Consider the following 19810-nt stretch of genomic DNA (forward strand, 5'->3'; position numbering starts at 1 on the left):
AGAGGTGCCCTTCAAGGCGTTACCCTATCATTTGACAACTCGGAATGAAAGTTCACTGTTGAACAATTGTCCGACAGTGCCTAAGCTTTTCACTTAGGAACGTGTCGCACCTCCATTCGTATCAGTATTTTGAAAGTAAATTCATTAACAAAGAAGCATTATTATAAGCATGATTGGATGCCAATATTATCAGGAGTATGTAATCTGAAATACAATAACAGATATCTAAATAACTAGATATGATATATTAAAAAAAATTCTCCTTTCGATGTTTCTTGCTTTTACAGGCAGTGCAATTTATAAGAAGTCATTGGATACCTGTAAAAAAGCAGAATGTGTGAAAGCTAATAATCAATTAGTATGCTGATTGATTATTAGCTTTCATTTTATAATTCGTTTTGGACGTATTCAGAAAACTCTCGTATTGTTTTTTCATTTCGACGATAGTAGGTCCATTTTCCAATTCGGTCAGACTCTAGTAAGCCTGCTTTTTTCATAGTTAATAAATAACTAGAAATAACCGATTGAGCTAAGCCAGTTTTAAGCTGGATATCTCCTACACATACTCCAACTTGAAAGTTAAGGTCTTGTTCTAGGTAAGGTTTTTCGTCGAAATGGTTTTCTGGATTTTTTAACCATGATAAAATTTGACATCTTGTTTCATTTGACAATGCTTTATAAATTAATAAAGGTTCCATAAGGATATTATATCTACTTTTATAGATTTGTAAATGGGTTTTAGTGATTTTAAGGGAGGAAGGTATAGTTGATCCCCTTGAATAGGAATAAGATGCTCTTGATTTGTACCCTTTGTAAAGGACATTATAAAAAAAATCGGTAACCTAAAAAAGATGATTTCTGTATGCAAACAGGAGTCATCTTCTGTACATTCTATTGATAGCAAGAGTGATTATAGTACGTCATATATTTCTTAATTTCATGTTTTAACTGAACAAACGATTCACATGATTTTATATATGCTTCATCGGTTAAAGTATTACGAGGATTACGTGCAAAAATGATAATATTGTTAAGTGTAAGCATACTGTTGCGTAGCTATCAATGGTGGATTCCTAAGAAGAGTAATAATAAAACCCAACTGAAGATTTAAGAAAAATTTTATGTTTACCCCACTTTTTATTTTAAAAGTTTCTCCTATCCTATAAACAACAAAGTCATAGATGAAATTGTAAAGTTAGGGGATTCTACATGGATACAGGAGTTTTGATGAGTTATTTGTATACTTATTTTTTTACTATTATGTTTTGTATTGTGTTTCAAATTGGATTTTATTTTAAAGCGAAAAGAACTATATCTATTCTGCATTTTTTGTGGGTATATGTTTTTCTATTCTACCTTTCGCTAGTGTATAGGGTGACGCAGATCGCGACTGTATGGGATATAAGTAGATATGAAACGTGGATTCGTGTAAGTCAAATCAACTTGACTCTATTTGATACGGCAGGTAGTACGACGTATCTTTTGAACATTGTACTGTTTATGCCATTAGGTTTTTTATTACCGACTATTTGGTCGCAGTTTAGAAAAATGAAAAACACCGTATGTGCGGGATTCTTTTTTTCATTGGCAATTGAGTTAAACCAATTATTAAATAATAGAATTACAGATATTGATGATGTATTTACGAATACCCTTGGGGCAATTGTGGGGTATGTAATATATAGAGTTTTATTTAAAATGATATGTAAAAGAGAGGAAAAAAGGCTTGATACGAACTCTTCTTTAGTTATAAAATACGAGGCTGTTTTTTGTTTAGTTTTTTCATTTGTAGGTGCGATGTTCATTTATTATCCTGGAGACATGTAAGCCGGCGATCTATTCTAGTTCTTCTCGCTTATACACGGTAAAATATGAATTGTTCATCCTTTTTTCTAACTTAATAGATACAGTTTATGTATGACATGATAGGCAGGTGTAAATGTGTTAAATGTTCAATTATCTCAATACTTACTAAAAGAGTCTAAACCAGCTCTTCATACAGATGAAAAACGAGTGTATATGTTAAAAGATGAAGGGCAATCACCGTATCCTATTTATTTAAATCACCCTATTATGATAGGAGTGGGAACGAATTTGAATCAGCATACAGGATTTGAAGAAATCATTAAAGGATTTATAGGCGCACATAACAAATTTCCTATGTATATGTTATTTGAAACTTATTTATGTAGAGACTTTATTGAAGGGTTTTTAGAAGAGAATAAACTTCATTTTGAGCTAGTTTTTACTAATAAGAAAAAGGATACGAACTTTTTTAAAGTGTGCATTACCAATAGTGATGATATAACCACACTTATGAAGTATTTCTTCCAATCAGCACAAGATTCTCTCTATACGCTATTAAGCTATTCAGCAGACTGTAAGATTATCAGTAATCGTACTGGTGGGATTGAAATAAAAGCGGACAGTTTCTATCCAAGCTTTTCATTTATGTATGATGCGCAAGAATTATTTATTATTGGTGGAGAAGAAAAATGGTCTGATATCCATTATATAAAAAGATTTTTCCATCTTGAGCAGATTACAGATGAGCTAATTATTGATTTAAGAAAATGAGAGACGAGAGAGAATAAATGAAAAAACCCTCAAGTATAGAACGACATACTTGAGGGTTTTTATGTATGAAGAAGGGCCTTGTATCATATATTTTATTCGTCGTTGCATGTAAGTCATTCGGTTTATAAAAACAATGTGCTAAAGAGAGTAAAGAAGGCTTTTCTATTTTTCCCGAGAATGAAAAGAAATATATAATCTAATTTTCGTGAATGTAATAAGGAGGCAGTAAAATTTGAACAGGAAAATTTGGTTTGTAGTTACTTGTTTTGCATTTTTAGTAGCTAGTTATATTGTTGTCCAATATTTTATTATGGATGGATTTCAAACAGGGCTTGTAAAAGTGAAGCTTATGTTTGGATCTAAATTAAGTGCGTTCTGGTATATGATGCTATTTATACATATTACAACTAGTATAGTAGCATTAGTAATTGGTCCTTTTACATTATCCACTAGATTTAGAGAAAGGAATATCAACCGTCATCGAATAATTGGGAGAATCTATATGGTTGGTATATTATTAGGAGGCGTTTCTGGACTATACCTATCTTTTTATGCTACGGGAGGATTGGTAGCGAAGCTAGGTTTCGGTTTGTTATCTGTATTTTGGCTAACATCAGCATATCAAGCGTTACATGGAGTTAAGAATAAAAAAATTAAAGAGCATCGGAATTGGATGATTAGAAATTATTCTTTAACCTTTGGAGCAGTTACATTAAGAATTTGGCTACCGTTGTTTATCGTTCTATTTGGAATAGAGCGTTTTGAACTTAGTTACGCTATTATTGCTTGGTTAGCGTGGGTACCCAATTTAATTGTTGCAGAATTATTCATAAGAAAAAGACTTAATAAAGGAAAATACAAAGGAAATGAGGATTTACATTTTTAATGTAAATTTGCTGTAATATTGAGGGCAGAATTCTTCAGTAATTGAATTTTTAAATAGCTGGATTTCGTTTGTAGATTCAAAAATCCGCTAATTTTATTGAATAAATAGAAAATACTTTCTTTTTTCGTTTATTTAATTTAATATCAATAAGGGCACCAAAAAAATAGATAGAGGTGCTAAAATGTACGGTATTATTAATTATGAAGTGTTTTTACTAACAGGAATTTTATTGAATTTAATTCCTGGTGCAGACACCATGTACATTGTGGGGAGAAGTATTTCACAAGGTAGAAAAGCAGGTGTGTATTCTGTGTTTGGTATTATTACTGGTTCTTTAGTTCATACGTTGTTGGTTGCTTTTGGTTTATCTATTATACTTACAAAATCCATTGTGCTATTTAACACTATTAAGGTTATAGGTGTTATCTATCTTGTATATTTAGGGATTAAAATGATACTTGATAAGACGAATGTAGCTTTCCAGGCCTCGTCCAATAAATTGAACATTAGAAAAATATATATACAAGGGCTTTTAACAAGTCTTACGAATCCAAAAGTCTCTTTATTCTTTATTGCGTTTCTTCCGCAATTTATAGATACAAAGGCTTCAGGTCCTATGCCTTTTATCATTTTAGGACTTACTTTTACAGTAACTGGACTATTATGGTGTTTATTTGTTGCTTATTTCTCTTCATATGTTACAAAAAAATTAAGAGGAAACCAAAAGGTAGGAATGATTCTAAATAAGATAACAGGACTGATTTTTATTGGTATGGGGTTAAAGTTGCTTCAAACAAAAGCTCCTCAATAAACCTGAATAACATAAAAATGCCCCCTTTCAAGAGATGTAATCTTAGGTTTAGGCTAATTTCTACATACTAAAAAGTCCCTTTAACTTTGAAGGGACTTTTTGCTTGTTATTTTGAGTTATTTAAAAATTTATTGCAAGAAACAACCTATACTTTAATTGACGTTGTGCGAGTTTAGCTTGATAGCAATGGGGTAAGCACAGCGGATATTTCAAGGTGAGGAATGATGCAGAGTTTTAAATATTTAAACGTGATGGCATATGGAAAGTAGGAGAAGTTGCCTTTCAATAAATATACGTATACAAATAGGATGGCCAATTGAAGCCATCCTATTTGTATTACCAACTAGCAGTTTCCGTACTTTCCTTCAACCACTTCACCCAATCCAAATCTTCTACCTTAAGCAAACTGAGCGAAACACCTTTCATATCTAAAGAAGTTAGCAATGTACCAACTTTTACGAATGTAATCTGTAATCCTTCCAGCTCACATAAACGGCGAATGTCATTTGCGAAAATGTATTGCTCCATTAATGGAGTTGCGCCGAGTCCGTTAATAAGGATGGCAAAGTTGTCTCCTTTTCTCCAGCGATAAATGCTTTTAAGTTTGTTCATTAGTTCGATCGCTAATATTTCAGAAGAGGATAGTGCTTCTTTACGGTAACCTTTTTCGCCGTGGATACCAACGCCATAAAAGACTTCATCTTCGTTTAATGTGAATGAAGCTTTTCCTTTCACTGGATTGTTTGCAGGTGAAAGAGCAACTCCTAATGTGTGTAAGTTTTCTGTAACAGAACGGCCAATTGTCGTTAGTTCTTCTAAAGAATGACCTTCAAGAGCAGCCGCACCAAGTATTTTTTGAATGAAAACAGTACCAGCAACGCCGCGTCTTCTTTTATTAAAAGAAGCATCATCTTCAATTGAAACGTCGTCATTTACGATGATATGGTCAATTTTTCTTCCTTCTTCTTTAGCGATCTGCTCAGCCGCTAGAAAGTTCTCAACGTCATCTTTAAAGTTTTTAATGATGAATAAAATACTTTTATCTTTTGGCATGAGGCGAGTAGCCGCTACAATTTGTTCCACTGTAGGCGGAGTGAAAATGCTGCCGTTTACTGCCGCTGTAAGCATACCTTTTCCTACATAGCCAATATCAGCGGGTTCATGTCCGCTACCACCGCCGCTTATAATCGCGACGTTTTGCTTTAGTTTTTCGATATCCTTTACATAAATGATGTTATTTGTTTCGTCGTAATTTACTTTGTCGTTATGTTCAAAATAAAAGCCATGCAGCATATCTTGAACGATATGTTGTACATCATTCATAATCTTTTTCATTGCTTTTGCCACCCTTTAATTACTTTGCTGATTGCTCAAGTAATAGTAGTAATTGATTGTTTATCATATTTTTCATAAGAGAAGACATAATGGAAGGATCTACTTCGCACTTGCTTTCAATCCAATCTTTTATCGTTCCAACGAAGCCGTGACTATAAAAGGAGGCAATCGTATTTTTTGTCTCATCAGAAAGGCTGAATCCACAGCTTACAGATAGTTCATCAATAATCTTCATATATAAGTTTTTCGTATGCTCAAATAAATAGTGATTAAACGAGTTTTGCTCAATAACTTTAAAAGCATTTCGGTAAAATTTTTGATTTTCATAAAAGTAATCAAATAATAAATCAAAAATGTTTTCCCATTTTTCATAATCGAGAAAGTCTATAATATTTTCTTTCGTTTCTTCTCTATAAATCCAGCTTAATAGTTCAAATTTATCTTTAAAATGATAATAAAAAGTTTGCCTACGCATTTGACAGTGTAACATAATATCGCTCACTGATATTTTATGAAACGACTCTGTTTCCATTAAATATTTCAATGAGTTCGCGATTATCTTTTTAGAAATTATAGAAGAGGTCATCTGAATCATCCCTAGAATGTTAGTAATATAAAAATCCTATCTATAAATGAGAGCGGTGTCTTTAGACAGATTGTCCATTTTGTCCGTTTACTATAAAACGCTTTCATTTTAACATGAGTAGTAAGAAGAAGATTTCAAATATATCACAATATATTAAAGGAATTGAGGGATAATCACAATGAAAAAGATTATAAACAAACCAGAAACATTAGTAATGGAAATGTGTAACGGAATGGTTATGGCTCACCCAGAGCTTGAACTTTTGAAAAAATATAAAGTGATTAAGAAGAAAGAAATGAACGAAAACAAAGTAACGTTAATTAGTGGCGGCGGTAGTGGCCATGAGCCGGCACATGCAGGGTTAGTCGGAAAAGGAATGTTAGATGCGGCGGTGTGCGGAGATGTTTTTGCTTCTCCTTCACAAATTCAGGTATATCAAGCAATTAAAGAAACAGCTAGTAAAAAAGGTACGTTATTAATTATTAAAAATTATAGCGGCGATATTATGAATTTCAAAAACGGTGCGCATTTAGCGACGGAAGATGGAATTGAAGTCGACTACGTCAAAGTGGACGATGATATTGCGGTAGAAGATAGTCTGTATACAGTAGGACGCCGCGGCGTTGCAGGAGTTATTTTAGTTCATAAAATTGCCGGCGCAGCAGCGGAAGCAGGTATGGATTTAGGAGCGGTGAAAGCTGTCGCAGAAAAAGCAGCGGCTAACGTGCGCACAATTGGTTTAGCGTTAACGTCTTGTACAGTTCCAGCGAGCGGATCACCTACTTTCACACTTGCGGAAGATGAAATGGAATACGGCGTAGGTATTCACGGCGAGCCAGGAATTAAGCGTGAAAAAATGTTGTCAGCAGATGAACTAGCTAACCGTATGACAAACGATCTTGTAAAAGATTTAGGAGTAAAAGATGGCGAGGAAATCGCACTTCTAGTTAACGGTTTTGGCGGAACACCACTGCAGGAACTTTACTTATTTAACAATGCAGTGACGCGAGAATTAGCTGCTAGAAACATTAAAATTAATAGAGTATTCGTCGGCAACTATATGACGAGTATCGATATGGCTGGTATGTCTTTAACTGTAATGAAGTTAGATGATGAGTTAAAAACATTACTATCGAAAGAATGTAACACACCAGCGTTTAAAGTAGATGGACCAGTTGAAAGTGTAGAGTATGTAAATGTACTTGAAGAAACAGAAGAGAAGGAAGTTTCATTTGAACTAGAAACGGCGGAAGAACACGCTGTTATTAAAGATAATGTCATTACATTAAACAACATGATTTATCTCGTTGATAAAATGAGCGATATTATCATTAAAAATGAAGTACCATTCTGTGAGTTAGACACGCACGCTGGTGACGGCGATTTCGGAATGAGTGTAGCAAAAGGATTTAAGCAATTAAAACGTGAGTGGCATTCTATTGTAGATCAAGAGAACGTAACAATCGGATCATTCCTTGATGGTTGCTCCATGATTATTATGGAACATTGCGGCGGCGCTTCTGGTCCAATTTGGGGCGGTGCATTCCGCGCAGCTAGTAAAGCAGCAGGCGAGAAGCGTGAGTTAACAGTGAAAGAATTCGCTGAAATACTGCAAGCAGCACTGCAAGGCATCCAATCGATCGGTGAAAGATCATTCGGCAGAGGAGCAGTAGTTGGTGACAAAACGCTTGTTGACGCACTTGCTCCATGTGTAGACTCTTGGTTAGATAGCGCCTCAAACGAAGTAGACGTAAAAACTGCCTTTGAAAAAGGTGCAGAAGCAGCGGTTAAAGGAGCAGAGTACACGAAAGAAATCGTAGCTCGCATGGGCCGCGCTGGTACAGTTGGCGAAAGAAGTTTAGGATACCCTGATGCAGGTGCACATGCGCTTGGAGTTATCTTTACGGAGATTGCGGGTAGTTTGAAATAGGAATGAGAAAGTCCCTCTGTCTTAAGACGGAGGGATTTTTCTGTAGTTTTCGAGAATAATAGTATGTGTCTTTTTGTATCACCAAAAACGACCGATTTTGGTGATACAGAAGGACATAAATCTTGTTTTTTGTTATGTCTTCATTTACAACGGTTTTCAAAGGAGATATTCATAGTAAGAAATTATATTGAAAAGAGGTTTTGATTGTATATGATGAAGCTTATTAATCGCTAATTAAAATTCAAACGAATTTTATACTGTAAAAGGTCAAATTAAGGATAATTCCTTGATTTTATTTGTTATACCCTTTTACTAGTAGCGGTTAGAAGACATTATATCTTATCAAAAAATTTCATGTTATTTCACGATATCTATTCTTTCGGGATAGGTGTATTTATAATAGACAGAAATTTGACCATGAGAAGATGTTTCTTCTTGTGGTCTTTTTTTTGTCGTTTTTTGATTCCGGAAGCATGTTTCTATGCCGTTACACCTATTATAAGGCGGTGATTAACGAAAACTTAGTAGTAGATTGTTGTAAGAAATATACACTCTTTTTAGGAAAATATAATAAAAAATGGAGGATTTATCATGAATGAATATCAATTAATTAGTGACTACAAGCAAAATGAAAAATATAAGGAAAGCTTTAATGACCTTGCAAAACATGTATTTGAATTGGATTTTAAAGGATGGTATGACAGGGGCTGTTGGAATGATAACTATATTTGCTATTCTTATGTGGATGGAGATAAAGTCATCGCAAATACATCTATTAATAAAATGAATGTAATCTCTAACGGTAAGGAATATAAAGCAATTCAATTGGGTACAGTGATGACACATCCGGATTATAGACATCAAGGTTTAGCGACTAAATTAATGAATCATATCATTAAAAAATACGAGAAGAATTATGATTTTATATACTTATTCGCGAATGATACGGTGTTAGAATTTTATCCTAAATTTGGTTTTGAAAAGGTGCAAGAAAGTAGCTTCAGCTTGAAGGTTTCAAATATGATACGTCAAATAGATAAAAAGTAAGATTTACGAAAGTTAGATGTTAATAATCAGGCTGATTTTGAGCTGATGAAGGAATATGAAGCCGAAAGAATTCCGGTGTCTTCTAGATTAGGTTTGAAAAATAGTAACATTATTCACTTTAATATATTAATTATTTTTTGTTGTCTTGTTAGTTAAAGGGGTACTTAGTACAAAAAATAACCGTAGATAGTAGCACGAACACTGTTCTTGTTATAATTAATTTTTTTCAGAACGTCTATAATCCTCTTTTAAAACATATATGTAAATATAATAAAAAACGAATGATTAATAGAAATATTCTACACCACTCGTTTTTTATCGGACTTCTTTTTATTGTACTTTTATTTTCTTTATGAGTTATTAGAAAAATAATTGTCTATATAAGTCTTTATTTTTTCAAAATTCTTTTCCATAAATAAGATTGCTGGTACTTCAATTATTGGAAGATTATTTTCATTATCAAAAGCTGGACACGGTTTGGGAACTACCAAATAGTCAACTGAGTTTTTATCCCTAATATAATTAATTGAAACATCATAATACTTAGAGAAATATTCCTTCAAATCATCCTGATTCCTTAAAAATGGTAGAGAAAATATTGAACCATAATTTATACCAGCGTCGACAATTAATACAAAGCATATTTTTTTCATAATACACCCTCCTCATATAATAAGTTTTAAGTTAATAACTGTTCCTTGAAAATTAAATAGTTTTTATCTTCAAGAGCTACATCAAAAAATGATGTATGGGTAAAATTTAGTCTTGGATACTGGGGGATTTCCCTAGATAATAGAGGTATAGAAATGGATCCATCGGGAATATGCTTACTCCCCCTGTAGTTCGACCACGTTAAAAGACTGTGACCCAGACCAAAATGCACTGCATACGCACAAGCTGTATCGCTTTCCTTCATTTACCTCTCATAGTGGTGGGAGGGCAGCTAAAAAGAAGTCCTGGTGGAAGTTTTAGAAATTAGTACCATTTTTTAATTAATACAAGTAAAAGAGACCTTATAGGGTATTTTACTGTTTTCGCTCACATGGATTGTCTTATACATCTAAGTTGTTTCTACATAAATATCTGTAATCTCACCTATTACTATATCTTTAAAAAATTTCCAACAGAACCAATAAACCGTTATAAAAAGTATTTAAAATAATAACAAATAGGTATAATAATTCCCACTATAGAAAATACAATACTTCCTAAATTAAATGCAGAAAGTTTCGCACGATGAACTTGAATTTCACCTAAATCTACCCCTCCACTAAAATGCTTATCCATAACTTTAGCGACGTTTTGTTGTTGATTAACAAAATAAGGTATTAGCCATATACAGCAGAATAAAATAATACTACCAAAAAAGAGTGTGTCAATAATTGAAGCTCTCCAATTTAATGAAGTAATGACTATGAGAACAAATTCTCCTACCATAACAATTACCATAGTTACTACATATCTGGATTTTTCAGAAACGTTTTTAAATACAGTCTCGTCCAGAATTTTTTCTATTTTAGTCCATATTAAACTGATTAACACGATTAGGCTAATTAAGAAAATAGTAAATAAAGCTTTAACTAAAAGATACTCAAACACTACTGACACCACCTAATAATTTCTAAATTAGAATGTAAAGTTAATTTTTTTTACTCTATTAAAAGATTAAATTCAATAATCTATTAACTAGCTTATCGAAAAATTTATTGATTTAAAGATACAACGCTATATGTATTAGTTATATAGGATAAGATCTCCCAAAATTCCTTTTCTAATATATATATCTTCTAATCGTTGTTGGACTTCAATTGTCTAAATATTTTATTTAGCACTTTATATTACCTAAGGGTTCGAATTTTCTGAATTAAAATTCCGTGATATTGTTAAGAAAATAATTATTATTATGATATCTCGATGTAATTGCTGCTAATGCTTTATCTTCAAGGGGAAATATAAGGTTTTCGTTACCGTAATACTAATAACAACCTAACAAATTGAATAGTTACCAGAAAATACTAAAATATGCCCCTCAGCAATTTACAGTATAATACACTTTTAGAAAAAATGGAATATTTAAGTATTTCTTTATTAATAATATGAATTAATAGAATGTTTATATTATTATACGGATTAAAGATAGCTCAGCTGTGGTGATCTTTATTCATTTTTTCTAGAGTTTATATTAACTTAGCAAACTTTGTAACAGAACCATATATAAGATCAAATATGATAAAAGCAATATCACAAGTTTTTTATTTTTTATACAGTAACCATTTGTTAGCCAATCCCTTCTCTTGATTCAGAATATTATGTTGTTTTTTATCAATTTACAATTGCAGGTTGAACTATTATATAATATACAGAATAATGGTAATATTTAGGGGGATGGAAGTAGTTGAGGAGGACGTAGTGATATGAGCACAAATATTTTAATGCATGAAGCAGTTATGCAACAACTTAATGATTTTTATCAAATGATGTTGTCGCAGCAAATTGAATAAGCATGAAAAAGTTAGTGATTATTTCGATGTATGTTACGAAGTGAAACAAAAACTACTAAGCAAAGGGGCGTTAAAATAATGAAGAAGCTTTTATTAGCGGCGTTAGGATTAGTGATAGTATTATCATTTAGTAACAATACAGGTGATACACAACATGCTCTAAAAAAGGAAGAAATTATACAATATTCACATGCTGATCATTTTTAATATCTCATTAACAAAGGGACTCCAATTATGGAGTCCCTTTGTTAATGAGATATTGCTTTAGTTTATCTAATTGTAATAATGTTTGTAAAAAGTGTAGATATTTTCTAAATTTGCAGAGGTAATTATTTGTTAATCTTTTAAAACATTGGCTTAGTAATACCGAGGGTTATTATAGATATATTAATCATATAATTTGTCCATATCAAAATGAACGTTTTTTGCATCTAATATATTGTAAATATATTTTATTTTGGAAGGATCTGATTATATGGCTCATAAATCTACTGGAGTGTTTCGAGTTCCAGTTTCTGAAAATGGGATTATTCCAACTGCTCTCAACATTATGTTAAACAATGATTCACGTTGCCATACTAGTAATGTAACGGTAACTGTTAAGAGAAGTCGAAACACTTTTTTCCCAACTCAAAATGAATTAGTTGAAATCTCTCGTACTTTTGTTTCTTTAGAACCAAACAGAACAACTAAGATTGTGTTATTTACTCCAGAATTTCAAGTAGAAGATTTCCTTGATGTCATCATTAGTGGAAATAAAGAGGATGTTAAGGATGTTCTTGTATATTCTTTCTTAGCAGATTCAGTAGGTCATAATCTGCCATCTACTGTTTTCAGAAATGCAGAATACACTTTTGCTTGCTGACACTGTGATGATGTATTCTTTACTGTCGTATATCTGAATTGAAATGTTACAAGTAGCACTTCGCGGCATACAATCTATTGGTGAAAGATCGTTCGGCAGAGGAGTGGTAGTTGGTGAAAGAAGTTTAGGATATGCAGATACACATGCGCTTAGGGTACCTTTACGGAAATTTCGGGTAGTTTGAAATAGAAATTAGAAGATCCCTTCTACCTTAAGGTGGAGGGGTTTTCTTAATATTATTTTTTGATATATATTGCTAAGTATGTTCCCATAATTCATTCTATTGTATTGAGAATAATGTCATCTACATCAAAAAAACGGCTTATAAAAGGAACTAGTATTTGAGGTGGGTTTATTAACGAATTTTATATATAGCATGAATGAAAACGAGATAAATAAAACAATATTCCCTATTATGTTTTTTAAAATTAATTGAGCAGGTCCTTGTAAAAATAAAGAAAAGACACCTAAAGGTGCCTTCCGCCGGCTTAAATTATTTTAATATTATCGATCTAAGTTTAAAAGCTATAAGGATTTTTTCTGTAGGATTTGTAAGTAGTTTTTATGAAATTATGAGTGTTTTTTATTTTGTAATTCAATAAGTTCATCTGGTATCACTTTTGTATAATATTCTTTTTCTGTTAGTTCAAATATAAATAATGCTTTTTTCCAGTTATAAATAACATCTTCTACATTATGTTGTTTCATTTTTAATAAACACTGACCTTTTAAATAGAATAGTTCACCTAGTAGGTATAAAGTATGTAGATTAATTGCTAATTTGATACCCTTATCAATGTACTTTATTGCCTCTTCATATTGGTATGTGAAGTCGAAACATTTTGCTAAATTTAACATGAGTTTTAATTTAATTTCTTTATCTCTAGGAAAATCTAACTTATTAAAATTAGTTAAACATCTTTTGAATATATTAATACTTTTTTCATATTCTTTATTTTCTGCATAAAATATAGCCATTGTTTGCATAATATCTATTTCTCTTTCTGATAAAAAATCAGAATTAGTTAAAGTCAGTTTTAATGCATTATTTAAAAAATCTAAAGCAGTTTTTATTGATTTATCCACCATAAATACAGCAATTGCTTCATGCCATATTAGAAATTGTTTCTCATCTTTTGTTTGAAAATTATTTAAGTTTTTCTCTTTTTTTACTATTTCATAAAGTTCTTTATATTGTTTTTGCTTTAAGCAATCTTTTATTACGTATTTTACATTTTCTACATATTTTAATCTTTTGTTTTGAGTTAGTGCAAATATGTTATTCGGATCAATACCAAGTCTTTCTGATAATTGATATAACAATATACTAGATGGATAAATCATACCTTTTTCAATCTTGCTAATTTGACTTTGTGAACATATTCCATGACATAATTCGGATTGTGATATATTTTTTTTGATTCTAAGTTCTTTAATGGTAATACCCAAATCGTTAAATTCCATTTTTCCACCTACTATTTAGCACTTTATTAAAATAAGAACATTCTCTAACCTTAATGTAATGTAAAATTAATATAGTTGCAATTATTGTTTTAAAGGGCTTATCGTTTCTATAAGATGGTGAGATTTTTTTATGTACAAAAAAGACACCCTAAGGTGCCTTCTTGCGATTTGCTCCATTGTAATATGGTATTGGATGCCAGTCCAATTATTATTTTACCATGTTAAATAGTTTCGGTTATTGAGAAAAAAGACAACTCATTATTTGAATGCAAAAAGTCCTAGGGGGACTAGGACTTTTTACTAGAATGAATATGATTTAAAAAAGGACTTATATAACGTAACATATGAATGTTTCGTAAATGTATCAAAAAAGTGAACAAAAGCGTTAATTTAAATAAAAAAAGCTCCGCGATAAAAGCTGCGGAGCTTCATAAGGTCGAGTTATGTCGTACTCACAAGGGATTTTAACATGAATGTTGTGGTGAAAATACTGGTAAATTTATCCCGTAAAACCCCCACTGATTAGAGTTTCACTTCATTCGAAGGAATTCATGTTTTATAAATTAGATTATGAGAGTTGATATTCTCCATATTGACCAGAAAAGAACTAAAAATTCTAGTGAAATTCCAAGTGTTCGTTTCCTAGTTTTTTGAAATTCTTTTATTAAATAGCCAACAGCACTAATTGCTATAAGAATGAAAAGAATAAGTTCGAGTGTAACTGGCATTTTATCTACTCCTAATACTGTAGTTTATTATATAAAGATTATAAGATATTTTTGTGGCTAGTGGTGAAAAATTCAATAGAATTATTTCTAAATGGAGTAAATCTTTCAACGGACCAATCAAAGGTCAATACAAAAAGTGTTATACAATATACGCATGGAGAGTCGTGGGGCTAAAGAAATATTGGAGTATAAAGAGTTGTTAGATCAAAGGATTATTACCGAAGAAGAGTTCGAAGTGTAGAAAAAAGTAATTATTAGGTATATAGATGAAACGCTCAGATGAGAGTTTTTTTATTTATATATTCGCAAGTAAAATAACATAATATCACTATGAATCCTTATAACAATATGAATTTTTGCATATTTTAAAATTTAATATATCCCTTAAAAAGTTTTAATTGTATAATATATTTTGTCATATTTTTAGATTTTTCGACATAAACCAACAAAAATAGAGAGAGTATTGGGAGAAGACATTATGTATACAAAACTATTAAAATCAATTACATCATTATCACTTATTGGTGGTGCGTTGTTATATACAAATGGCAGCGATGTAAAAGCTGCTGAAGTGGGTGTTTTTTCTGATGTGCCGACATCACATTGGTCATATCCTGCGATTAAAGATTTAGCGAGTAAAAATATTATTTCCGGTTATGGAAATGGGATATTTGGTTTTGGAGATGTTGCGACAAGGGAGCAAGTTGCGGCTTTAATTTATCGAGTGTTAGTACCAAATAAACAAGGCGGCTCGTTTAGTAATGATGGAACTCGTTACGTATTAAAGGATGGGTCTACGTTTAAAAATCCTTACGGTGATATTAATCAAAGTTCTACAATGTTCCCAGAAGAGGTATTAACTTTAACAAATTTAGGAGTTTTTAAAGGTGATGAAAATGGCCAATTTAGACCGAAAGCTTCTGTGAATCGTGCAGAAATGGCACAAATTCTTATGAATGCTTTCCATCTTGCGGCAAAACAAAAACATACCTTTAAGGATGTTCCAAATCCATTTTGGGCAGAAAATGCAATTAGTGCGGTGCAGTCAAATGGAATCGCAGATGGCACAGGGAACGGGAATTTTGAACCGTATGGCACAGTAACACGTGAACAGTATGCGCAGTTTTTATATAAAACTTTGAAGTATAAAAATGCTGATGTGAAAGATACAGGAGATGCGGCATTATTAACAGCGTTTAAAGAGGAAGTACAAAAGCGTATTAATACATACGAGACAAATATTACACTGCCATATAAAACGAAAAATAATAATACAGACGAAGTGATGAATACACTTTTTAACGCATATAAAGAAGTGGCAAGTAAAAATGAGTATACAAATAATAATAGATCGAATGTTTCATATGGACTTTCTGGATCACCTGGAAATTATACGTTTACGCTTAAGATTACATATCGTGAAACGAAAGAACAGACGGAATATGTCATGAAACAAGCGAAAGCAATCGTTTCTTCTATCACTCAAGTTGGAATGGATGATCACGAAAAAGTGAAGGCGATTCATGATTACGTAGTAAAGCATGTTTCTTATGATACGTCTTATAAAGCTTACACAGCATATGAAGCACTTGTAAATCGTTCTGCGGTTTGCCAAGGTTACGCACTATTAACTTATCAATTATTAAAAGAAGCAGGAATTGAAAATCATTTCGTGACAGGAACTGGGGACGGACAACCTCATGCTTGGAATTTAGTGAAAATCGAAAACAAATGGTATCACCTTGATACAACATTCGATGATCCGGTTCCAGATGAGCAGGGCCGCGTAACGTATTCGTATTTCAATTTATCAGATGAACAAATCGCAAGAAATCATGAGTGGAACCGTGGAGACTATCCGCAAGCTACAACAAATTATTATAGTACACTGACAAATAAAATTGCGGCAGGTAGTACGAAAACGTCTGCATATCAGCAAATATTAAAAGATACAAAGTTAAACTATTTAGGAAATGAATATATTGCAAATAACTATACTGAATTAAAAAATAAAATGCAGCAGCGTTATAGTGCAAAGCCAGAAAAGATAGAAGTACTTTATAAGCAATCAATGAACGGTGCGCTGCAAGATGTGAAAAATGCAATTGGGGAAATCGGTTATCCGCAAGGGTCCAACCGTGTTTCTTATAAAGCGGAGTCGTATAATGCGAAAGAAGGGTATTCTTTAGTGACGATTACGTTTACGTATTAAGAATGAGAAAAAGCATCTGTTTCAGATGCTTTTTTTATTATATTGATTCGACAAAATATGACAGGTGAAAGCGAATTGGTCTGTTATGATAATTTTTGGAATTTTACATTTTAGAGGATTAATCATGAATAAAAGGAAGATTTTCGCTGTGTTAATAGGAATTGTAGCCTTATTTGTAATTATTAATGTAGTTGTTACGAAAGAGAAAACGACATCAACCAGTGAAAAAATGTACTCTGAGAAAGAATATAATAAATTAGTAGATGAACATTTTGAAGAAACGCAAAAGTTGAAAAGTGATATGAGTGTGTTAGAAACTGAAAAAAAATCTCTTGAAGAGCAAATGAAGGCGAAGAATAAGCAAGGGTAAAACAAAAACGCTATCTTTTAAAAAGGTAGCGTTTTTGTTTTGGGTTATAAAGTTATTCCTACATTTGACATATACAGTCTAACTGTATAAAATTAAACTATACAGTTTAACTATATAGTTTAGCTATATAGTTATCGTTACATTGGAGGTCTTTATGAATAGAGATAAAAATTTACCATTAACGGAAACAACGTATTACGTTCTTTTAGCTTTATTAGAGCCAGCTCATGGATATTTAATTATGCAAAAGGTGGAGGAACTGAGTAATCATCAAGTGAAAATCGCAGCGGGTACATTGTATGGTGCGGTGGAAAATTTATTAAAACAAGGGTTAATAGAATCGGTAAAAAGTGAAGATAAAAGAAGAAAAGTGTATGTCATTACGGAACGCGGGAAAGAAGTATTGCATTTAGATTTTATGAGAATGCAGCACATTATTGCGGTTACAAAAAGTTTATTACACGTATAGTTAGGAGGAAACGATGATGTGGAGATTAAAATTCTTTTTAGACTTTGAGAAAGAGGAAAAATGGTTAGAAGAGATGGCTTGGAAAGGCTATCAACTAGAAAGCAATACATTTGGTTATACATTTAGATATACAGAACCGGAAGATGCGACGATTAAAATAGACCATAGAGTATTTAGTAGAAAAAGTGATTTTATTAATTACTGCACATTATTTGAAGATAGTGGTTGGGAGCATATAGCTGGTAATCGGTGGTCAGGTACGCAATATTTTAAAAAGGTAGATGAAGAAAGTGAAGATGACATTTTTTCAGATCCAATGTCACGAGCAGGGAAGTATAAGCGTCTATCTAAAACATTTTTAGAATTAGCGATTTGTTATTTGCCGATATTATTTTTATTTATGTATAGTAATACAATGAATTTAGGAGCCTTTGTAAATCCGAAAGAACTATACTTGACGCCAGGATTATGGGATAAGCAAGGTGTATCATTTCTATGGTCATTCTTATTTGAAACGCCATTTGCATTAATGAGAGGACTTTTTTTGACATTTATCCCCGTTGCGACATGTATGTTTTTCGTTTGCTCGTATAAAGCAAATCGATTGTATGAAGAGAGAAGATGATAGGAGAAATCCCCTTAAAGTAGATGCTTTGAGGGTTTTTTTGAATTTGTAAATGACTCTTCTTAAAATAGATATGAGCTTAGAGAAGGACAATGATGTATTGGAGGTCACCATATCAAAAAAAGAAAATTGTACGTTTAGACGCATTTTAAATACAAAATAACCGATTCCTTATACGTTAAGAAACCGGTTATTTATTTCCCTACTTTTTTAGAGATCTTTTTCTTGTAATGGTTTTAAATGATTGATTTAAGGTTATAAACTTAAATCATAAATAAAAGATAAAATAAAAACTATATAAGAAATAAATGTAACGAAAACAAGGAAACATATAAACTGAGAATTAGATACATATTGTTCTATTCTTTTTTTCATGTTAATTCGTATTATTTTTCAAATGTGAAGTATCAATTGGAATTTGAGCTTTCCAAGATCCAATTATTTTTCCAATTCTAGTTATATTTACATCTAAAGTAAGAGGCTGTTTAAAAACGTCTTTTTCTTCAGTAGTTATAACAAATGTAGCAACACCTTCAGGTCTATCATTATCACGAATGCCTATTTTATCTAACTTTTTACCTGCTGCCATAAGTTCAAAAGGAAGATAATCATCTGAATCATGGATAAATGATAGTCTCCCGTCATTTTTAATCTCAGGGTTTTCCTCTTGTTGCCCATCAATTTTACCATCACTCTCAAGATTTAATCCTGATGTATCAAATTCAAATGGTACTAAACTTCCGTCCGCTTTTTCCATTCTATAATGAACTGATATACGTGAATCTGCGATAAATACTTCTTTGAGATGTACAGTAATACCTTGATCTGTAATTTTTTCATCAATAGGAATATACTTACCATTCTTCATCATATCTTGTGTGATACCATTTTCATCTTTTATTCCTTCATTTACAACCTTATCGTTTGTAACTGCATTAGAAAAATACGAGGCAACATTTGTAGCCGCCACTTGTACTTGTGGAATCATTGCTGTTGTGAAAAGTGCTGCTGCAGCTACTGCTGTATAAATGAAACGCTTTGATTTTTTACTCATGTTTGTAAAGATTCCCTTCTTTTGTTGTTTTTTGTGATTTATATTAGAAACATTGTCTAACTTGGAACGACTTTCAAATGTTTTCCATGCTTGTTCTATATCAATTTTGATTTCTTGTGGTGAATTTGCAGACTCTTCATCTAGCATTACGTTTTCCCATTGATTTAATCTATTGATTTCTACTAATAAATCTTGGCATGCTTTACATGTATCTAGGTGCTTTGTAAATTCCTTTCTTATATCATGAGAAAGTTCTCCATCAATATATGTTTGAATAAATCCGATATCATAACATTTCATTTGTTATGCCTCCTCCATTTGTTTATAAATCTTGCGAAATTTCATTTTGG

18 protein-coding genes and 4 pseudogenes are annotated in these 19810 nt (G+C 31.9%); 13 read left to right on the forward strand and 9 right to left on the reverse strand.

Going from position 1 to position 19810, the window contains the following annotated elements; all coding sequences use genetic code 11:
* Positions 1–386: 386 nt before the first annotated feature.
* Both ACS2CR_RS28285 and ACS2CR_RS28290 read right to left on the reverse strand, forming a co-directional pair.
* Positions 387–698 carry an ArsR/SmtB family transcription factor gene (locus ACS2CR_RS28285; protein ID WP_000433539.1) on the reverse strand — a complete coding sequence of 104 codons (312 nt, stop codon included), beginning with the start codon at positions 696–698 and terminating at the stop codon, positions 387–389.
* A gap of 193 nt (positions 699–891) precedes the next feature.
* Positions 892–993 (reverse strand): annotated as a pseudogene (locus tag ACS2CR_RS28290) (TetR family transcriptional regulator); the annotation flags it as partial.
* 216 nt (positions 994–1209) lie between these two features.
* Between ACS2CR_RS28290 and ACS2CR_RS28295 the strand changes: the two are divergent.
* From ACS2CR_RS28295 to ACS2CR_RS28310, 4 genes are all read left to right on the forward strand, one after another.
* Positions 1210–1827, forward strand: coding sequence for a VanZ family protein (locus ACS2CR_RS28295; protein ID WP_065704703.1), 618 nt, complete (start codon positions 1210–1212; stop codon positions 1825–1827).
* A 114-nt stretch (positions 1828–1941) separates the two neighbouring features.
* Positions 1942–2577, forward strand: a complete 636-nt coding sequence (locus tag ACS2CR_RS28300; RefSeq protein WP_000935784.1) for a hypothetical protein — start codon at positions 1942–1944, stop codon at positions 2575–2577.
* A gap of 232 nt (positions 2578–2809) precedes the next feature.
* A complete protein-coding gene (locus ACS2CR_RS28305) occupies positions 2810–3463 on the forward strand; it encodes a DUF2306 domain-containing protein (RefSeq protein WP_001080302.1) in 654 nt (217 codons plus the stop codon).
* 181 nt (positions 3464–3644) lie between these two features.
* The gene (locus ACS2CR_RS28310; protein ID WP_000274247.1) at positions 3645–4274 is read left to right on the forward strand and encodes a LysE family translocator; all 630 of its coding nucleotides are present in this window, start codon (positions 3645–3647) and stop codon (positions 4272–4274) included.
* Positions 4275–4610: 336 nt separating this feature from the next.
* Here the strand turns inward: ACS2CR_RS28310 and dhaQ are convergent, their stop codons facing one another.
* Both dhaQ and dhaS read right to left on the reverse strand, forming a co-directional pair.
* The gene (dhaQ, locus tag ACS2CR_RS28315; RefSeq protein ID WP_000723343.1) at positions 4611–5609 is read right to left on the reverse strand and encodes a DhaKLM operon coactivator DhaQ; all 999 of its coding nucleotides are present in this window, start codon (positions 5607–5609) and stop codon (positions 4611–4613) included.
* 19 nt (positions 5610–5628) lie between these two features.
* On the reverse strand, positions 5629–6195 hold the full coding sequence (gene dhaS / locus ACS2CR_RS28320; protein ID WP_000204212.1) for a dihydroxyacetone kinase transcriptional activator DhaS: 567 nt from the start codon (positions 6193–6195) through the stop codon (positions 5629–5631).
* Positions 6196–6373: 178 nt separating this feature from the next.
* Here dhaS and dhaK point away from each other — a divergent pair, with 178 nt between their 5' ends.
* Both dhaK and ACS2CR_RS28330 read left to right on the forward strand, forming a co-directional pair.
* Positions 6374–8125, forward strand: a complete 1752-nt coding sequence (gene dhaK, locus ACS2CR_RS28325) for a dihydroxyacetone kinase subunit DhaK (protein WP_000720739.1) — start codon at positions 6374–6376, stop codon at positions 8123–8125.
* A 591-nt stretch (positions 8126–8716) separates the two neighbouring features.
* Positions 8717–9172, forward strand: coding sequence for a GNAT family N-acetyltransferase (locus tag ACS2CR_RS28330; RefSeq protein ID WP_076775411.1), 456 nt, complete (start codon positions 8717–8719; stop codon positions 9170–9172).
* A 350-nt stretch (positions 9173–9522) separates the two neighbouring features.
* Here the strand turns inward: ACS2CR_RS28330 and ACS2CR_RS28335 are convergent, their stop codons facing one another.
* The 3 genes and pseudogenes from ACS2CR_RS28335 to ACS2CR_RS28345 all read right to left on the reverse strand — a co-directional run.
* Positions 9523–9825 carry a hypothetical protein gene (locus tag ACS2CR_RS28335; RefSeq protein ID WP_000717611.1) on the reverse strand — a complete coding sequence of 101 codons (303 nt, stop codon included), beginning with the start codon at positions 9823–9825 and terminating at the stop codon, positions 9523–9525.
* 487 nt (positions 9826–10312) lie between these two features.
* Positions 10313–10771 (reverse strand): hypothetical protein, encoded by a 459-nt coding sequence (locus ACS2CR_RS28340; protein WP_000464469.1) that lies wholly within the window; start codon positions 10769–10771, stop codon positions 10313–10315.
* 104 nt (positions 10772–10875) lie between these two features.
* Positions 10876–10981, reverse strand: a pseudogene (locus ACS2CR_RS28345) (BtrH N-terminal domain-containing protein); the annotation flags it as partial.
* A 770-nt stretch (positions 10982–11751) separates the two neighbouring features.
* On the opposite strand from ACS2CR_RS28345, the gene ACS2CR_RS28350 reads away from it, so the two are divergent.
* The 3 genes and pseudogenes from ACS2CR_RS28350 to ACS2CR_RS28360 form a co-directional block, all read left to right on the forward strand.
* Positions 11752–11880 (forward strand): hypothetical protein, encoded by a 129-nt coding sequence (locus ACS2CR_RS28350; protein WP_258054562.1) that lies wholly within the window; start codon positions 11752–11754, stop codon positions 11878–11880.
* A gap of 268 nt (positions 11881–12148) precedes the next feature.
* Positions 12149–12538, forward strand: a complete 390-nt coding sequence (locus ACS2CR_RS28355; RefSeq protein WP_000940662.1) for a hypothetical protein — start codon at positions 12149–12151, stop codon at positions 12536–12538.
* A 40-nt stretch (positions 12539–12578) separates the two neighbouring features.
* Positions 12579–12665 (forward strand): annotated as a pseudogene (locus ACS2CR_RS28360) (dihydroxyacetone kinase, ATP-dependent); the annotation flags it as partial.
* Positions 12666–13108: 443 nt separating this feature from the next.
* On the opposite strand, the gene ACS2CR_RS28365 reads toward ACS2CR_RS28360, so the two are convergent.
* The gene (locus tag ACS2CR_RS28365) at positions 13109–14002 is read right to left on the reverse strand and encodes a helix-turn-helix domain-containing protein (protein ID WP_078439229.1); all 894 of its coding nucleotides are present in this window, start codon (positions 14000–14002) and stop codon (positions 13109–13111) included.
* A gap of 1206 nt (positions 14003–15208) precedes the next feature.
* Here ACS2CR_RS28365 and ACS2CR_RS28370 point away from each other — a divergent pair.
* The 4 genes and pseudogenes from ACS2CR_RS28370 to ACS2CR_RS28385 all read left to right on the forward strand — a co-directional run bounded on the left by ACS2CR_RS28370 (position 15209) and on the right by ACS2CR_RS28385 (position 18406).
* Positions 15209–16942, forward strand: coding sequence for an S-layer homology domain-containing protein (locus ACS2CR_RS28370; RefSeq protein WP_153602426.1), 1734 nt, complete (start codon positions 15209–15211; stop codon positions 16940–16942).
* A gap of 124 nt (positions 16943–17066) precedes the next feature.
* Positions 17067–17291, forward strand: a pseudogene (locus ACS2CR_RS28375) (hypothetical protein); the annotation flags it as partial.
* A gap of 175 nt (positions 17292–17466) precedes the next feature.
* A complete protein-coding gene (locus ACS2CR_RS28380; protein WP_001078063.1) occupies positions 17467–17781 on the forward strand; it encodes a PadR family transcriptional regulator in 315 nt (104 codons plus the stop codon).
* A 13-nt stretch (positions 17782–17794) separates the two neighbouring features.
* On the forward strand, positions 17795–18406 hold the full coding sequence (locus tag ACS2CR_RS28385; protein ID WP_002100804.1) for a DUF2812 domain-containing protein: 612 nt from the start codon (positions 17795–17797) through the stop codon (positions 18404–18406).
* Between the two features lie 376 nt (positions 18407–18782).
* Here ACS2CR_RS28385 and ACS2CR_RS28390 read toward each other — a convergent pair whose 3' ends face one another.
* The gene (locus ACS2CR_RS28390) at positions 18783–19760 is read right to left on the reverse strand and encodes a DUF4179 domain-containing protein (protein ID WP_139894347.1); all 978 of its coding nucleotides are present in this window, start codon (positions 19758–19760) and stop codon (positions 18783–18785) included.
* Between the last annotated feature and the right edge of the window lie 50 nt (positions 19761–19810).

Source organism: Bacillus cereus group sp. BceL291, from assembly GCF_051776705.1.
Taxonomy (GTDB): domain Bacteria; phylum Bacillota; class Bacilli; order Bacillales; family Bacillaceae_G; genus Bacillus_A; species Bacillus_A cereus.

What these genes read in the sequence shown, in the direction of transcription:
- ACS2CR_RS28285 (WP_000433539.1), bottom strand. Translation starts at nt 698, where the DNA reads ATGGAACCTTTATTAATTTATAAAGCATTGTCAAATGAAACAAGATGT.
- ACS2CR_RS28295 (WP_065704703.1), top strand. Translation starts at nt 1,210, where the DNA reads ATGGATACAGGAGTTTTGATGAGTTATTTGTATACTTATTTTTTTACT.
- ACS2CR_RS28310 (WP_000274247.1), top strand. Translation starts at nt 3,645, where the DNA reads ATGTACGGTATTATTAATTATGAAGTGTTTTTACTAACAGGAATTTTA.
- dhaQ (WP_000723343.1), bottom strand. Translation starts at nt 5,609, where the DNA reads ATGAAAAAGATTATGAATGATGTACAACATATCGTTCAAGATATGCTG.
- dhaS (WP_000204212.1), bottom strand. Translation starts at nt 6,195, where the DNA reads ATGACCTCTTCTATAATTTCTAAAAAGATAATCGCGAACTCATTGAAA.
- dhaK (WP_000720739.1), top strand. Translation starts at nt 6,374, where the DNA reads ATGAAAAAGATTATAAACAAACCAGAAACATTAGTAATGGAAATGTGT.
- ACS2CR_RS28330 (WP_076775411.1), top strand. Translation starts at nt 8,717, where the DNA reads ATGAATGAATATCAATTAATTAGTGACTACAAGCAAAATGAAAAATAT.
- ACS2CR_RS28335 (WP_000717611.1), bottom strand. Translation starts at nt 9,825, where the DNA reads ATGAAAAAAATATGCTTTGTATTAATTGTCGACGCTGGTATAAATTAT.
- ACS2CR_RS28350 (WP_258054562.1), top strand. Translation starts at nt 11,752, where the DNA reads ATGAAGAAGCTTTTATTAGCGGCGTTAGGATTAGTGATAGTATTATCA.
- ACS2CR_RS28355 (WP_000940662.1), top strand. Translation starts at nt 12,149, where the DNA reads ATGGCTCATAAATCTACTGGAGTGTTTCGAGTTCCAGTTTCTGAAAAT.
- ACS2CR_RS28365 (WP_078439229.1), bottom strand. Translation starts at nt 14,002, where the DNA reads ATGGAATTTAACGATTTGGGTATTACCATTAAAGAACTTAGAATCAAA.
- ACS2CR_RS28370 (WP_153602426.1), top strand. Translation starts at nt 15,209, where the DNA reads ATGTATACAAAACTATTAAAATCAATTACATCATTATCACTTATTGGT.
- ACS2CR_RS28380 (WP_001078063.1), top strand. Translation starts at nt 17,467, where the DNA reads ATGAATAGAGATAAAAATTTACCATTAACGGAAACAACGTATTACGTT.
- ACS2CR_RS28385 (WP_002100804.1), top strand. Translation starts at nt 17,795, where the DNA reads ATGATGTGGAGATTAAAATTCTTTTTAGACTTTGAGAAAGAGGAAAAA.
- ACS2CR_RS28390 (WP_139894347.1), bottom strand. Translation starts at nt 19,760, where the DNA reads ATGAAATGTTATGATATCGGATTTATTCAAACATATATTGATGGAGAA.